The 13,907-nt window shown below is 68.3% G+C and carries 18 protein-coding genes; 6 read left to right on the top strand and 12 right to left on the bottom strand.

Going from position 1 to position 13,907, the window contains the following annotated elements; translation table 11 throughout:
• Positions 1-13: 13 nt before the first annotated feature.
• Entirely contained in the window at positions 14-1,639 is a 1,626-nt protein-coding gene (locus L1081_RS02885) for a mucoidy inhibitor MuiA family protein (protein ID WP_489415105.1), read from the top strand.
• A gap of 14 nt (positions 1,640-1,653) precedes the next feature.
• Here the strand turns inward: L1081_RS02885 and L1081_RS02880 are convergent, their stop codons facing one another.
• From L1081_RS02880 to ylqF, 4 genes are read right to left on the bottom strand one after another with little or no spacing between them, the layout of a single operon-like run.
• Positions 1,654-2,103 carry a transcriptional repressor gene (locus L1081_RS02880; protein ID WP_489415104.1) on the bottom strand — a complete coding sequence of 150 codons (450 nt, stop codon included), beginning with the start codon at positions 2,101-2,103 and terminating at the stop codon, positions 1,654-1,656.
• A 31-nt stretch (positions 2,104-2,134) separates the two neighbouring features.
• Entirely contained in the window at positions 2,135-2,644 is a 510-nt protein-coding gene (locus L1081_RS02875; protein WP_489415103.1) for an anthrone oxygenase family protein, read from the bottom strand.
• A gap of 54 nt (positions 2,645-2,698) precedes the next feature.
• Positions 2,699-3,274 carry a cyclic nucleotide-binding domain-containing protein gene (locus L1081_RS02870; protein ID WP_489415102.1) on the bottom strand — a complete coding sequence of 192 codons (576 nt, stop codon included), beginning with the start codon at positions 3,272-3,274 and terminating at the stop codon, positions 2,699-2,701.
• A gap of 31 nt (positions 3,275-3,305) precedes the next feature.
• Positions 3,306-4,268 (bottom strand): ribosome biogenesis GTPase YlqF, encoded by a 963-nt coding sequence (ylqF, locus tag L1081_RS02865; protein ID WP_489415101.1) that lies wholly within the window; start codon positions 4,266-4,268, stop codon positions 3,306-3,308.
• 205 nt (positions 4,269-4,473) lie between these two features.
• Here ylqF and bamE point away from each other — a divergent pair, with 205 nt between their 5' ends.
• The 3 genes from bamE (at position 4,474) to L1081_RS02850 (ending at position 6,107) form a co-directional block, all read left to right on the top strand.
• Positions 4,474-5,073: an outer membrane protein assembly factor BamE domain-containing protein gene (gene bamE / locus L1081_RS02860; protein ID WP_489415100.1), complete on the top strand. Its 600-nt coding sequence runs from the start codon at positions 4,474-4,476 to the stop codon at positions 5,071-5,073.
• A gap of 145 nt (positions 5,074-5,218) precedes the next feature.
• Positions 5,219-5,647 carry a CBS domain-containing protein gene (locus L1081_RS02855; protein ID WP_319426944.1) on the top strand — a complete coding sequence of 143 codons (429 nt, stop codon included), beginning with the start codon at positions 5,219-5,221 and terminating at the stop codon, positions 5,645-5,647.
• A gap of 100 nt (positions 5,648-5,747) precedes the next feature.
• Positions 5,748-6,107 carry an HPF/RaiA family ribosome-associated protein gene (locus L1081_RS02850; protein ID WP_145746170.1) on the top strand — a complete coding sequence of 120 codons (360 nt, stop codon included), beginning with the start codon at positions 5,748-5,750 and terminating at the stop codon, positions 6,105-6,107.
• 16 nt (positions 6,108-6,123) lie between these two features.
• On the opposite strand, the gene L1081_RS02845 is transcribed toward L1081_RS02850, so the two are convergent.
• The 7 genes from L1081_RS02845 to L1081_RS02815 form a co-directional block, all read right to left on the bottom strand.
• A complete protein-coding gene (locus L1081_RS02845; protein ID WP_319426947.1) occupies positions 6,124-6,570 on the bottom strand; it encodes a MerR family transcriptional regulator in 447 nt (148 codons plus the stop codon).
• The gene (locus L1081_RS02840) at positions 6,560-6,991 is read right to left on the bottom strand and encodes a nuclear transport factor 2 family protein (RefSeq protein ID WP_489415099.1); all 432 of its coding nucleotides are present in this window, start codon (positions 6,989-6,991) and stop codon (positions 6,560-6,562) included. Before L1081_RS02840 ends, L1081_RS02845 begins: the two co-directional genes overlap by 11 nt.
• 101 nt (positions 6,992-7,092) lie before the next feature.
• Complete coding sequence (locus L1081_RS02835) at positions 7,093-8,016, bottom strand: SDR family NAD(P)-dependent oxidoreductase (RefSeq protein WP_489415098.1); 924 nt, start codon at positions 8,014-8,016, stop codon at positions 7,093-7,095.
• Between the two features lie 112 nt (positions 8,017-8,128).
• Positions 8,129-8,509, bottom strand: a complete 381-nt coding sequence (locus L1081_RS02830; RefSeq protein WP_489415097.1) for a response regulator — start codon at positions 8,507-8,509, stop codon at positions 8,129-8,131.
• Between the two features lie 183 nt (positions 8,510-8,692).
• A complete protein-coding gene (gene gshA, locus L1081_RS02825; RefSeq protein WP_489415096.1) occupies positions 8,693-10,249 on the bottom strand; it encodes a glutamate--cysteine ligase in 1,557 nt (518 codons plus the stop codon).
• 120 nt (positions 10,250-10,369) lie between these two features.
• Positions 10,370-10,669 (bottom strand): antibiotic biosynthesis monooxygenase, encoded by a 300-nt coding sequence (locus L1081_RS02820; RefSeq protein WP_489415095.1) that lies wholly within the window; start codon positions 10,667-10,669, stop codon positions 10,370-10,372.
• Positions 10,666-11,337, bottom strand: a complete 672-nt coding sequence (locus tag L1081_RS02815; RefSeq protein WP_489415094.1) for a dienelactone hydrolase family protein — start codon at positions 11,335-11,337, stop codon at positions 10,666-10,668. The genes L1081_RS02820 and L1081_RS02815 overlap by 4 nt, the downstream gene beginning before the upstream one ends.
• 107 nt (positions 11,338-11,444) lie before the next feature.
• Between L1081_RS02815 and L1081_RS02810 the strand changes: the two genes are divergently transcribed.
• Positions 11,445-11,912, top strand: a complete 468-nt coding sequence (locus tag L1081_RS02810) for a transcriptional repressor (protein ID WP_489415093.1) — start codon at positions 11,445-11,447, stop codon at positions 11,910-11,912.
• A gap of 13 nt (positions 11,913-11,925) precedes the next feature.
• On the opposite strand, the gene zigA is transcribed toward L1081_RS02810, so the two are convergent.
• On the bottom strand, positions 11,926-13,119 hold the full coding sequence (zigA, locus tag L1081_RS02805; RefSeq protein WP_489415092.1) for a zinc metallochaperone GTPase ZigA: 1,194 nt from the start codon (positions 13,117-13,119) through the stop codon (positions 11,926-11,928).
• 114 nt (positions 13,120-13,233) lie between these two features.
• Here zigA and L1081_RS02800 point away from each other — a divergent pair, with 114 nt between their 5' ends.
• On the top strand, positions 13,234-13,905 hold the full coding sequence (locus tag L1081_RS02800; RefSeq protein WP_489415091.1) for a glutathione S-transferase N-terminal domain-containing protein: 672 nt from the start codon (positions 13,234-13,236) through the stop codon (positions 13,903-13,905).
• The last annotated feature ends 2 nt before the right edge of the window (positions 13,906-13,907 follow it).

Raw genomic sequence — 13,907 nt, 5'->3', positions numbered from 1 at the left:
CCGAAGGTTCTCCATGCAAGCACCCTCCTGCGCCTTTCTTCTCCGTGCCAGCTTCGCCGCCATCGCCTGGCTGGCGGCGAGCGCCGGCGCCCATGCGCAAGCCGCAGCCGACAGCTCGCGCATCACCCAGGTCAAGGTCTATCCCGGCAGCGCCACGGTGGAGCGAGTCACGCGTGTTGCGGCCGGCAGCCGGTCGGTCACCTTCGCCTGCCTGCCCGCGGGCCTCGACGTGCAGAGCCTGCAGGTGTCGGCCGGCGCATCGGTGCGCGTGGGCGAGACCTCGGTGCTCAGCGAGGCGCGCGAACTGTCGCCCCGCTGCGCCACCAGCGCGCTCGACGGCCGCATCCGCGAACTCGAGGACCAGAAGGCCGCACTGCAGGCCGAGAACGACGCACTGGGCATGGTGACGGGCTACCTGAAAGGCCTCTCTGGCGGCAGCGGCGAATCGGCCCAGGGCGCCCGCGCGCCGATGGATGCGCGCAACCTCGCCGCCATGGCCGAGGCGATGCGCCGCACCGGGCAGGACTCATTGCTCAAGCAGCACCAGATCCAGCGCAGGCAGGCCGACATCGACCGGCAGCTGAATCCGCTGCTGGCCGAACGCAAGCGCTCGCAAGGCCATGGCGTGCAGGTGATGGCCGTGACCGTGACACTGGCCGCCAACGCCGATGCCGACGTAAAGCTGAGCTACCAGGTCGCCGGCCCCGGCTGGACGCCCACTTACCGCGCGCTGCTCGACACCGCCACGAGCAAGGTGCGCATCGAACGCCAGGCGCTGGTGGCGCAGGCCACGGGCGAAGACTGGCGCGGCGTGAAGCTGGTGCTCTCCACCGGCCAGCCGCGCCGCGAAACCGCTGGCCGCACGCCCACGGCGTGGCGCATCGGCATCGAGCCGCCGCCGCGTGTTCAGGGGGGCATGGCCGCGATGATGGCGCCCGCGCCCGCCGCGCCCGCTGCATCCGTCGACCGGCGCGCCATGGTCGAGGCCACGGAGCCCCTGTTCGACGTGAACGTGTTCGACAACAGCTTTGCCACCGAATTCGCGGTGCCCCAGAGCATCGACGTGCCCTCCAGCGGCCAGCGCGTGACGCTGGCGCTGGGCCAGCACGAGGACACGGCAAAGCTCGCCGCGCGCACCAGCCCGCGCGTGGACGCCAGCGCGTTCCTGGTGGCCGAGCTCGCGCAGCCGGCGGGCGTATGGCCGGCCGGTGCGCTGCAGCTCTACCGCGACGGCAACTTCGTCGGCAGCGGCCGGTGGAGCGCGCCGAGCGACGCCAGGCTCACGCTTTCCTTCGGCCGCGACGAACTGGTGCGCGTGCAGGCCGAGCCCGAGAACGACAGCCAGGGCACGGGCGGCTTTGCCGGTTCGCGCGCCGAGCGCAAGGTGCAGCGTGCCTACGTGGTGGAAAACCGCCACCGCACGCCGATCGCGGTGCAGGTGCTCGAGGCGGCCCCCGTCTCGGTCGACGAGCAGGTGCGCGTGGCCGCGCAGTTCTCGCCGCAGCCCGGCGAGCTGGCCTGGAACAAGCAGCCCGGGCTTGCCATGTGGCGCTTCGACCTGGAGCCCGGAAAGACCGCGCGCGTCGCGGCCGACTACACCATCAGCTATCCGAAGGATGCGCGCCTGCAGGTGCGCTGACCCGCCGCCGAGCGTCAGTGCGCCTTCGGCGACCGTGCCTTGCGGGTGGCACCGGCGCAGGCCGCGCACACGCCATGCAGCGTCACTTCATGGCTCTTCACCTGGAAGCCCTTGGGCACGAGGTCGGTCATGGGCCCGGGGCATGCATGCAGCATGAAGACCTGCCCGCAACTGCCGCAGTGAAAGTAGTGATGGTGGTGGTCGGCCTCTTCGCCGTGATGGTGCGAGTGGCGGTGCGCATCAGGCTTGCAGGCCACTTCGTAGCGCGCCGGCTCGCCCGGTAGCTCGACCTTGGCGATCTCGCCATCGGCCAGCAGCATGGAGACCTGGCGGTACACGGTGGAGAGGCTGATCTCGGGCACGATGGCACGGGCGCGTTCGAGGATTTCAGGTGCGGTCAGCACCATGCCGGTGTCGCTGAAGGCGGAGAAGACCGCGTTGCGCTGGCGCGTGAGGCGTTGCATGCCTCGATGATAGTGGGCGGGCGCCACCCGTTCAGCGAGCGCGGCGATTGGCCCGCATGCACAAGGCGGCCAGCGCCAGCGCGAAGGCCGCCGCGCTGGCGAACGTGCGCCAGAGGTTCGCCGCGTTCCAGCGTTCGCGCGTCTGCGTCCAGTCAGGCGGCAGCGCCCGTGGATTCCAGGATTCCGTATAGGCATTGAGCGGCAGGTTGACCTGCGCCGTGAACAGCACGATGCCAAGGGCATACAGCACCCCGGCGATCGCCAGGCACCACAGCCAGTACTCGCGCCACGCCGGCCACGCAGCCAGCACGGCCAGCGCGCAGAACAGCGGCGGACCGAAGAAGAGGCCGAAGAACATCGCGTGCCGCACGTTGCGGTTCAGGCTGGACTGCACCAGCGCATAGGTGGTGCCGTCCATCTGCAGGGTGGCAAAGTTGACGTTGGCACTGTAGGTCCAGAAGAAGCCGGCCATCAGGCCCAGCCAGAAGACAGCGAGCGCGTGCAGCCCGAGCTGCAGGGCCATCGGCGAGAAACGGAACATGGCGGTGTCCCCTCACGAAAAGCCCCAGTGTTCCAGCCCAGCCCGGAGCGCGCCTTAACCGTCGTTAAGCCCCATGCCTGCGCGCAGCCGCGACAACGAGACATCGGTCATTCCCAGGTACGACGCCAGGTGCCGCAGCGGAATGCGCTGCGTCCATTCGGGCCGCTCGTGCAGCAGGGCCTCGTAGCGCTGGCGCGCCGTGCACTGCAGGAAGACCTGCTCGCGCCGCATCTTGTCGTCGAGCAATCCCGCCAGCGCATGAAGCTGCAGCGCGGTCCATGAAGGCAGGTGCGCCACAGCGGCTTCGAGCGCGGCATACGGAAGGCGCCACACGATGGCTGGCACCAGCGCCGCAATGAAGAAGGCTGCGGGCTCGCGGCGCAGCAAGTCGGTCACGGGCCAGATGAACGCATCCTCGGCATGGAAGTTCTTGTTCGACTCGCGGCCTTCGCTGTCGATGTAGAAAAGCCGCAGCAGCCCCTGCTCCACCCAGAAGGCATGCTGCCACGGCTCGCCGGCCGCCAGCAGCGTGGCGTGGGCCGTCAGCGTGGTGCGCTGCGCCTGGCCGGCCAGTGCGGCCAGCGCGGCAGGCGCCAGTTCCGGGAAGCGCCGCGCGAGCGCCTGCGCCATGCGTGGCCTGCGGATTCGGCGCCCGTCGGTCTCATGCGTCCTGTTCGGGCGCGGCCTCGGGCTTGGGTTTGCCCTTCTTTCCGCGTGCCGCCTTCTTTGCAGCACGCTCCGCATCGGCGCGCAGCCCCTCGGCGAGCCACTGGGCAAACTCTTCGGGCGTTTCGAGCGTGATGCGCCCGAGGTTGCCCGCGCGAAACTCGTGCATCACGATCTCGGCCGCCTTCTGCAGGTTGACGCGGCCCTTGCCCAGCAGCGCGCCGCGCTTGCGCCCGATGGCGTCGAGCACTTCCTCGTCCTTCATGGCTGCGATGGCCGCGGCGTCGTGCTCGGCCAGCTTGAAGCGCTCGGTGATGCCCGCCGCGTAGTGCGTCTTCAGGTAGTTGAGCAGCTCCAGCGCCACTTCTTCCTCGTCGAAGGCGTTGCGCCCGATGGCGCCGCTGGCCGCCAGGTTGTAGCCGCTCTTGGGCACCACGATGCGCGGCCACAGCATGCCGGGCGTGTCCCACAGGTAGAAGTCGTCGGCCAGCGTGATGCGCTGCTCCAGCTTGGTGATGCCGGCCTCGTCGCCGGTCTTGGCCTTGCGGCTGCCGGTGAGCGTGTTGATGAGCGTCGACTTGCCGACATTCGGAATGCCGCAGATCAGCACGCGCATCGGCTTGGCCATGCCGCCGCGGTTGGGCGAGAGCTCGTGGCAGGCGCGCACGATGGCCTGTGCGGGCGTGGTCAGACTCGCATCGAGCGCAATGGCGCGCGTGGCCGGCAGCGCGTTGTAGTGCGCAAGCCAGAGCGCAGTGCGCGCCGGGTCGGCCAGGTCCTGCTTGTTGAGCACCTTGAGCGTGGGCCGGCCAGCCGTGAGTTCGGCCAGCATCGGGTTGGCGCTGGAGCCCGGCAGGCGCGCGTCGAGCAGCTCGATGACCACGTCGATGTCCTTCACCCGCTCGGTGATGGCTTTCTGGGTCGTGTACATGTGCCCGGGGAACCACTGGATCGCCATCGATGGATGTTCTTTCTTTCGCTCTATGGGGGAAGGCGCGGGCCCGAAGGCCGGGTGCGCATTGTGGACCGCGATGTGCGGCAAATCACGCCGCTACGCTTTCTGTAGCGGCACAGGCCCATTTTGCCTGCGCCCGGGCGCACCACGCCTCTAGAATCCGCGCGCTGCATGCGCAGCCATTTTCAATAAATACCGAGGGAAATCCATGTTCAAGCGCCTTGCCGCTGCCGCCCTGCTGGCAGCCACCGTCGTTCCCGCGACCGTCGTCCATGCCCAGCGTCCCTCGCCGCCGCCGGGCCCGCTGGTCAGCGGCTACCTGTGCTGCAACATGCGCACCTACGGCAACTCGATCAGCGACATCAACTACGACGAGCAGGGCACCAGCATCGTGGCCGTGGGCACGCCGGCGCGCATCACAGGCTACGATTTCCGCTGGTTCAACCTCGATCTCGCGGGCAAGCCCCAGCGCATCAAGAACGACTACAGCCGCAACGTCAGCTTGATCGACTTCGCGCAACGCTACGTGGTGACCGAAGACCCGAAGCAGAAGATGGCGGCCTTCGCACCCGCCGTGCGCGACGCCATCGTGGCCGGAAAGGTGGCGCCCGGCATGACGCGCGAACAGGTGCTGATGGCCATCGGCTACCCGGTGGCCAGCGAGAACCCCAGCCTCGATGCGCCCACCTGGCGCTACTGGCGCGACAGCTGGTCGGAGTACCAGGTGAGCTTCGACGACAAGGGCCTGGTCAAGACCGTGGTGGGCGACCCGGTGGCGCTCAGCCGCGTGCTCGCACCAACACCTTAGTTCGCGTCGGCGCGCGCCCTTGGGCGACACGCGCATTCCCCTAGAGGTTTTTGCATCGCAGGGATGGTTCCGCCCCTATCATTTGGCCGAGTGCGGCGCATGGACGCGCCGGCCCGAGCCAAATTTTCTTGATGGAGCTACCGCGATGAAACCCGTCTCCGAACTGCTCAAGCGCCACGATTCCGCGGCCTGGCGCACCTCGCCCGACACCAGCGTGTTCGATGCGCTGGCCACCCTGGCGCGCTTCGAGGTCGGCGCGCTGATGGTGATGGACGGCGACCGGCTGGTGGGCTTTCTGTCCGAGCGTGACTACACCCGCAAGGTGGCGCTGCAGGGCAAGAACTCCAAGGAGATGAAGGTCTCCGAGATCATGACGCCCGACGTGATGACCGTGACCCCGCAGACCCGCACGCGCGCCTGCATGGCGCTGATGAGCCAGCGCAAGTTCCGCCACCTGCCGGTGGTCGACGGCACCAAGGTGGTGGGCATGATCTCCATCCAGGACCTGATGGACGACATCATTGCCGACCACGAGGAAACCATCGCGCAGCTCACGACCTATATCCAGAGCTGAATCCCGCCCCGTCCCGGGGGTTGGGGAACATGCCTACGCGTACCTGGGCCGTTTAGGGCGCACAGTAGAGGCTCGTTCATCCATCATCAGGGACAAGACAATGCAGATTCAGGTCAACACGAGCAACGGTGTCAACAACAAGGACGCGCTGGAGCGCTGGGCCGATGCGGAAATCAAGCAGCAGCTCGGCCGCTTCGTCGACGATGTCACCCGCGTCGAAGTGCATCTGAGCGACGAGAACCACGACAAGGCTGGTGCCGGAGACAAGTGCTGCGTGATGGAAGCACGCTTGGCTCACCACCAGCCGCTGGCCGTCACCCAGCACGCCACCACCCTCGACGAGGCCTTTCGCGGCGCGGCCGACAAGCTCAAGCGCCTGCTCGACAACACGCTCGGCCGGCTGAACAACCACCGCGACCGCGATTCGATCCGCAAGGACACGGGCTTCATCGCGGAGTAGGCGGGCACCACACCGGCTATCGCGCCTTTCGCCTGGGCGGCGGCGCGCGCGGCGCTTCGGCAGGCAGCAGGGGCGGCCTGTGGCCGCTTTGCATCCAGTCGTCGTAGAAATCGATCTTGCGCTCGACCAGCGACAGCGCCTGGTTCCAATCCGCAATGGTTTCGGCCACGCGCGCGCGGTGCGCGGCAAGCAGGTCGCGGCGCTGGCGCAGCGTGGCCTTGCCCTGCAGCGCAAGCGCGGTGTATTCGCGCATCTCGGCGATCGACATGCCGGTGCGGCGCAGCCGGTCCATCAGGTCGAGCCAGCCGACGTGGAGTTCACCGTACAGGCGCCGTCCGCCTTCGTCGCGCACGACGCCCGGCACCAGGCCCTGCGTTTCGTACCAGCGGATGGCATGCACGGTGCGGCCGGTGCGCTGGGCCAGTTCGCCGATGTGAAAAGGCGCGCCGCCGTCAGCCGGCATGGGCATGGACCGCAGCCGGTGGCGCCTCGAGCGCCTGCTCGACCAGTGCGGTGTCGAAGTACTCGGTCAGTTCTTTCACCTTGCCTCCTTCGATGCGGTAGATGTAGCAGTAGCGGTTGTTGTAACGCTTGCCGGCCCGGGTGGGCACGTCGCCGCTGAACAGCACCACCACCCGGTCGCCCTCGGCAATGATGCGCTCGGTCTTGCTCACATAGGGCCCCGCGAACTGCGCGAACAGCGGCTTGATCAGCTCTTCGCGGATCGCGGCCTTGCCCGCGTAGGTGCGCGACCACGGCGTGCTGCCTTCGAGCGTCCAGCGGGCGTCGTCGGCCAGGCTGTCGATGAAGAGCTGGCCGTTGCCCTTGTCCAGCTCGGAATGGATGCGCTGCACCAGCGCCCTGCTGTCGTCTGTCGTGTCCATGGCTGCTTTCCCCGGATGGATGAATGAACCGGAAGGCCCGGCGAATCCATTGGAAATGCTCGAGTGCACTCGAGGTCAAGCGGCCATGGACCGGATTGCGGTCAGCCGTTGCGGGCGTTCGCCATTGCCTTGCCGACCTCGTTGCTGCCCTGGGCCGAGCCGCTCTGCGGCACGATCTCGCCCTCGCGCGAGGTCACCTCGGCGAGCCGTGCGGCCAGCTGCTCGGGCGTGTCCGCGCCGATGCCGAGCCAGGCGCCCTGCGTCAGCGTGATGTGCGCGGCCTCGAAGGTGCCGGCGCCGGCGCAGAGAATGGTGCGGTTCGGCGCGCTCTCGGCCGCCAGCACCAGCATGGCCGGAACCACGGCCTCGGGCTTGAGCGCATCCAGCACTTCCTGCGGCATCAGCCCCTCGGTCATGCGGGTGGCCGCGGTCGGCGCCAGGCAATTGACGCGGATGTCGTTCTTAGCGCCTTCGATGCTCAGCGTCTGCATCAGCCCCACGAGCGCGAGCTTGGCCGCGCCGTAGTTGCTCTGGCCGAAGTTGCCGTAGAGGCCGGAAGACGAGGTGGTCATGACGATGCGGCCGTACTTCTGCTCGTTCATGAGCGCCCAGACGGCCTTGGTGCAGTTCACCGCGCCCATCAGGTGCACGTCGACCACCAGCTTGAAATCGGCGAGCTCCATCTTGGCAAAGCTCTTGTCGCGCAGGATGCCGGCGTTGTTGACCAGGATGTCGACCCGGCCCCAGGTATCGACCGCCTGCTTCACCATGGCCTGCACCGCCTCGAAATCGGTGACCGAGGCGCCGTTGGCCATGGCCTCGCCGCCCGCGGCCTCGATTTCGTCCACCACGGCCTGCGCCGCGCTCACCGAGGCGCCGGAGCCGTCACGGGCGCCGCCCAGGTCGTTGACCACCACCCTGGCGCCGCGCGCCGCCAGGGCCAGCGCATGCTGGCGGCCCAGGCCGCCGCCCGCGCCGGTCACGATGGCCACTCGGCCCTTGAAGTCGATGGTGCTGTTGCTCATGTGCTGGTCTCGCTGCTTTCCTTGGGGGTTGGGGTATACCGATGGCCGCTGCGGCGGCCGCGTGGCGTTTTACCCCAGAAAAGCGCGCCGGCAGGGCCGCCCCAACGCCGGCTCAGTCGCGCGCGTGACGCAGCGTTTCGCAGTAGGCCACCAGCTGGTCGAGTTCGGCCGACTTGTCGAAGAAGGCATCGGCGCCCAGCTGCGCGGAGCGCTGGCGCATTTCGGACGTGGCGTAGTTGCTCAGCACCACGACTTTCTGTTTCGGCGCGCGGCCGCGGCAGGCCCTGACCACGCCCAGGCCATTGCCGCGTTCAAGGAAAAGATCGACGATGGTCAGGTCCCAGTCGTCGCGGTGGTGGTCCAGCCAGTGCACGGCCTCTTCCTCGCTGCTGGCGCAGGCCACCACGTCCGCGTCGGCAACGTCGTGCAGGAAGCCGACGAGGTTTTCGCGAATGAGAGGGCTGTCCTCAACAAGGTAGGCCTTGAAAGTCATGCCGCAATCTCCGGCCGAACCACGGGCCGGAGTGGAAATCTGAAGCGTTCGGGATGCATGTCGCCCATGGTCGCCGCGGTGGCGGCGCGCACGGTGAGCCATGCCGGCCAATGCCTGTAGGCCATCGCCCCCCTCGCCTGTCGTCAGGCGGGTCGTGTGGCAGTGGGAAGCGCCGGACGACGGTCAGGCCGCAACGGCCATCCGCCCGCGGCCCAGCCCCAGGCGCGCCGGGGACACGTACTGCTCGCGGTAGATCTCGAAAGGCATGGTGTCGGCGGCCTCGATGCGCTTTTGCTCCTGGATCGATTCCTCGGTCATGCGCTCGAACTGGGCCTGCTGCTCGGCCGAGAACGGCAGGGCCAGCAGCGTGGCGCGGGTCTGCTCCGACTGCGCGCGCACGAAGCCGATGAAAGAGTTGCCATGGTGCTCTTCGACCGCGGCCAGCACGCGCGCCGAAGGCAGGCTGCCGGGGTTCTGCAGGGCAGCCATCGCGGCGCGCACCGCGTCGGCATGCTGCGTGCCGCCGTTCGCGGCGTCGAGCGCCGCGGCGATGGGCCGGCATTGTTCGACCAGCTCGATGCCCCAGTCGGCCAGTCCCACCTCCCGCCCGCCGCGCTGCAGCTGCAGGCCCGGCTCGCGTCCGCGTGCCGCCGTGAGGTGCTGGTTGTGGGCCAGTTCGGCAATTTCCTGGGGCGTGTCGGCCGGGCTGTCGCTCAAGAGGCACTGCAGCAGGAACACGTCGAGAAAGCGCATGGTCTGCGCGTTGATGCCCACCGGCTCGAAAGGATCGAGGTCCATCAGCCGCACTTCGACATACTCGACGCCGCGCTCGCGCAGCGCATGCAGCGGGCGCTCGCCGGGGTTGATCACGCGCTTCGGCCGGATCGTGCCGTAGAACTCGTTCTCGATCTGCAGCAGGCTGGTGCCCAGCTGGTTGTAGTCACCGCCGAGGTTGCGGATGCCGATGGCCTCGTAGGCCGGCCAGGGCCGCGTGAGCGCGTCCTGCAGCGAGGCGCCGTAGCCCTCGAGGCTGTTGTAGCTCACGGCCAGCGAGGCCTGGGCGTCGCTCTGGTAGCCCAGTCGCCCCATGCGCAGCGAGGTGCCGTGCGGCATGAACATGCTGCCGTCGCCCAGTGGCTGCAGCTCGTGCGGGCGCCCCGCGACAAAGCTGGAGCACAGCGCGGGCGAAGCGCCGAACAGGTACAGCAGCAGGAAGGCATGGCGCCGGAAATTGCGGATGAGCGCGAAATACTGTTCGCTCGACACGTCGGGCAGCGACCAGTTGTAGTGGATGCCCGAGATGGTCTGCATGCGCCGCCCATAGCGGTGGCTCAGGCCCATGCGGTAGACGCTCTTGGCGCGCCCGACGTTCGAGGAGCCGTAACGCCCGATGGGAATGGTCTCGTCGGTCGGCAGGCCGCAGGGCATGCTCGACACCCAGAGCCGCTCGTCGCCGAGCGAGGCGAGCACGCGGTAGGTGAACTGGTGGACGCGGGTGAGCTCCTCCAGCGCCGACTCGGCGCTGGCATGCACGCCCGTGATGAGCTCGAGCTGCGATTCGCTGAAGTCGGTAGTGATGTGCGGATGGGTCAGCGCCGATCCCAGGGCCAGCGGGTGCGGCGTGAGCGCGAGCTTGCCGTCCGGCAGCGCGCGCAGGCTTTCCTTCTCGATGCCGCGCCGCATGCTTTTCAACCGCGCGGCCGAGAGCGCACCCAACCTCTCCTGCAATCTGCTGCTCATATTGTTATGACCCGTCAATCTCTGAGGGGCTGGAAGGTAGCACGGCCGCGCGGGCGCTGCTCGTGCAGGGAATCCCGGCATCCGCTATGCTGCGTGCCGCTATTGTTTTGATAGCTTGGCTCATGCGGGATCGATCTCTTCCGACTGGTAGATGGAGATCTGCGGCGTGCCGTCCGCCATGGCGGCCAGCGCCTTGCCGAAGGCGCGCGACGCCTCGTCGCGGAAATGCGCCTTCAGCGCCGCCATGTCGCTCCAGCGCTCCACGAAGCTGAGCCGCAGCGGCTGCTGGACGTCGGCGCTGACCTCGTGCGAGATGCAGCCCGGCTCGGTGCGCGAGCGCAGCACATGCTCCACGCTGATGGCCAGCATCGCCTGCAGGGTTTCGGGTTTCGCCATGGCGTGTCCGATGACGAGGATCATTTTTTCGTCTCCAGCACGTGCAGGAGAAACCGGTTCAGGTCGGCGATCTCATCCATGCAGACCGAGTGCGCCATCGTGTATTCGTGCCACTCGACGGGGTGGCCCAGCGCGACGAGCGCGTCACGCGACTGCAGCGCCCGTTCGAGCGGCACCACCGGATCCTGCCGGCCATGGGCCAGGAAAACCGGCGTGTCGTGATTGGCCGCATGCCGCTCGGCCGCGGTGGTGGCGGCAATCGGCAGGTAGCCCGAGAGGCCGACGATGCCGGCCAGCCGCTCGGTGTGGCGCAGCCCGGTCAGGAGCGCCATGGCGCAGCCCTGTGAGAAACCCGCCACCACGATGCGGTTGGCCGCGATGCCGCGGGCCTTCTCGCTGGCGATCAGCGCCTCGATGCTGGCCTGCGAGCGGCGCAGGCCGGCCTCGTCCTCGCGCGCCGCCAGGTCGGCCACGGCAATGTCGTACCAGGCCGGCATGCGGTAGCCGCCGTTGATGGTGACGGGGATCACCGGCGCATTGGGAAACACGAAGCGCACCGGGCCCACGCTCGACAGGTCGAGCTCGTTGGCAATCGGCACGAAATCGTTTCCGTCGGCACCCAGGCCGTGCATCACGATGACCGTGGCGGTGGGATGGGGAGCGGTTTCGATTTCGATCGGGGAACTGGACATGGTCGGTAGAAGGTATTCAGAAACGCGAAAAGCAGACCTTAGCGCATTCGGGCCGCCCGGGGCGCGAGCTCACGGAATGCAACACAATGTCGGTTCCAGGAAAACCAATGAGCCCGCATCCGAAGCCCCCCATCGCCGTCACGGCGCCCGACAGCGAAACCCTGCTGCGCAGCAGCGGGCTGCGCGTGACGCGCGCCGCGCAGACCGTGCTCGAATTGCTGGAACACGCCTTGCAGCCGCTCACGCACGACGACGTGGTGGCCGCCTACACCACTGCCACCGGCGAAGCGCCCGACCGCGTCACGGTGTACCGCGTGCTCGACCGCCTGGTCGACGCCGGCCTGTGCGACCGCCGCGTGGGCGCGGACCGCGTCAACCGCTTTTCGCGCCATGTGGAAGCCGCTTCGGGCAACACCTTCGAATGCGACCAATGCCACAAGGTGCTCGCGCTCCCCTCCGATCCCGAGCTGCCCAAGGTGATGAGCCGGCTCGGCCGCGAACTGCGCAAGCAGGGCATCGACACCCGCCACACCGCGCTCACGCTGCACGGCACCTGTGGGGAATGCAGGGGCTGAGCCCCAGGGCCGGCTACGCGTTCCAGGACGGAAAGGGATCGGGCAGATCCGCCCACGACGCGGCGCCCTGGCGCATTTCGCTTTCGGTCAGCAGGCAGGCATCGAGCCGCGCGCGCAGGGCGGCCTCGTCCATGCCGATGCCGATCAGCACCAGTTCCTGGCGGGCATCGCCCGTGGCCGGGTCCCAGTTCCTGCGGATGGCCGCCAGCGCTTCCTCGTCGGCCGGCCAATGCTCGCGCGGCACGGCGGCCCACCACAGGCCTGCGACGCCGTAGCGGCAGGCACCGCCCGCCTGCGACCATGAGCCGGCCCGCGTGGCGCGGCTCGCAAGCCAGAAGAATCCCTTGGAACGCACCACGCCCTCCCACTCGCTTTGCACCAGCTCCCAGAAGCGCTGCGGATGAAACGGCAGGCGCGCGCGGTAGACGAAGCTGCGGATGCCGTAGGCCTCGCTCTCGGGCTGGTGCTCGCCGCGCAGTTCGGCCAGCCAGCCGGGTGCGCGTTCGGCCTGCTCGAAGTCGAACAGGCCGGTGTCGAGCACGCGGTCGAGCCCGACGCGGCCGAACGCCGCAATTTCGATGCGCGCACGCGGATTGAGGCTGCGGAGAATGGCCACGAGCCGCTCGCGCTCTTCGGCGCTCACGAGGTCGGTCTTGTTGACCACCAGCACGTCGCAGAACTCGATCTGCTCGATCAGCAGGTCGACCACGGTGCGGGCGTCCTCGTCGCCCAGCGACTGGCCGCGCTGGCCCAGGCTGTCGGGCGAGCCGTAGTCGCGCAGGAAGTTGAAGGCATCGACCACCGTCACCATGGTGTCCAGTCGCGCCACGTCGGCCAGGCTCTTGCCGTCCTCGCCGGCAAAGGTGAAGGTCTCGGCCACCGGCAGCGGCTCCGAGATGCCGGTCGACTCGATCACGAGCTGGTCGAAGCGCCCTTCCCTCGCGAGCCGGCCCACTTCGAGCAGGAGGTCCTCGCGCAGCGTGCAGCAGATGCAGCCGTTGCTCATCTCGACCAGCTTCTCGTCGGTGCGCGAAAGCTCGGCACCGCCGTTTCGCACCAGGACCGCGTCGATGTTGACCTCGCTCATGTCGTTGACGATGACCGCCACGCGGCGGCCCTCGCGGTTGTGCAGGATGTGGTTGAGCAGCGTGGTCTTGCCGGCGCCGAGAAAGCCGGACAGCACGGTGACGGGGAGGCGGTCGATCATGGGGATGGCCCTATATGCAACAGAATTGCATTATATGAACCAGTGCAACCCAGTTGCATTTGAGTGCAGCCGGTCTTCCGCCGGCACAGCCGCGCGCATAGACTCCTGCGCTCGATGCAAGCCACAAGCCTTCCCGTCCTCTACAGCTTTCGCCGCTGCCCCTACGCGATGCGCGCCCGGCTCGCGTTGGCTGCGAGCGGCGAGCGCTGCGAGCTGCGCGAAGTGGTGCTGAAGAACAAGCCGCCCGACATGCTCGCCGCCTCGTCCAAGGGCACGGTGCCGGTGCTGGTGCTGCCCGATGCCACCGTGCTGGAGCAAAGCCTCGACATCATGCTGTGGACGCTGGGCCGCAACGATCCGCTGCGCTGGCTCGCGCCCGAGGCGGGCACGCTCGACGACATGCTCGCGCTCGTGGCCGCATGCGACAACCGCTTCAAGCCGCAGCTCGACCGCTACAAGTACCCGGGCCGCTTCGCGGACACGTCCGCCGGCGGCGCGCGCGAACTGGGCGCACAGTTCCTGCTGGAGCTGGAAGCACGGCTCGCCAGTGGCCCCGGGCCGCAACTCTTCGGCGCGCGGGCGGCGCTGGCCGATGCCGCCGTCATGCCCTTCGTGCGGCAGTTCGCGATGGTCGAGCCCGCGTGGTTCGAAAGCCAGCCCTGGCCACTGCTGCGCGCCTGGCTCGCGGGCTGGACCGCCTCGCCGCTGTTCGAGCGTGCGATGCACAAGTACGCGCCCTGGGCCTCGGGCGAAGCCGGCGCCATCTCCATCTATCCGCCGGCCTGATT

The sequence above is a fragment of the Variovorax sp. MSC1_012 genome (assembly GCF_023667525.1).
GTDB lineage: Bacteria > Pseudomonadota > Gammaproteobacteria > Burkholderiales > Burkholderiaceae_C > Variovorax > Variovorax beijingensis_B.
The sequence above is the reverse complement of the archived record's forward strand: the minus strand, read 5'-3'. Positions and strand labels throughout refer to the sequence as shown.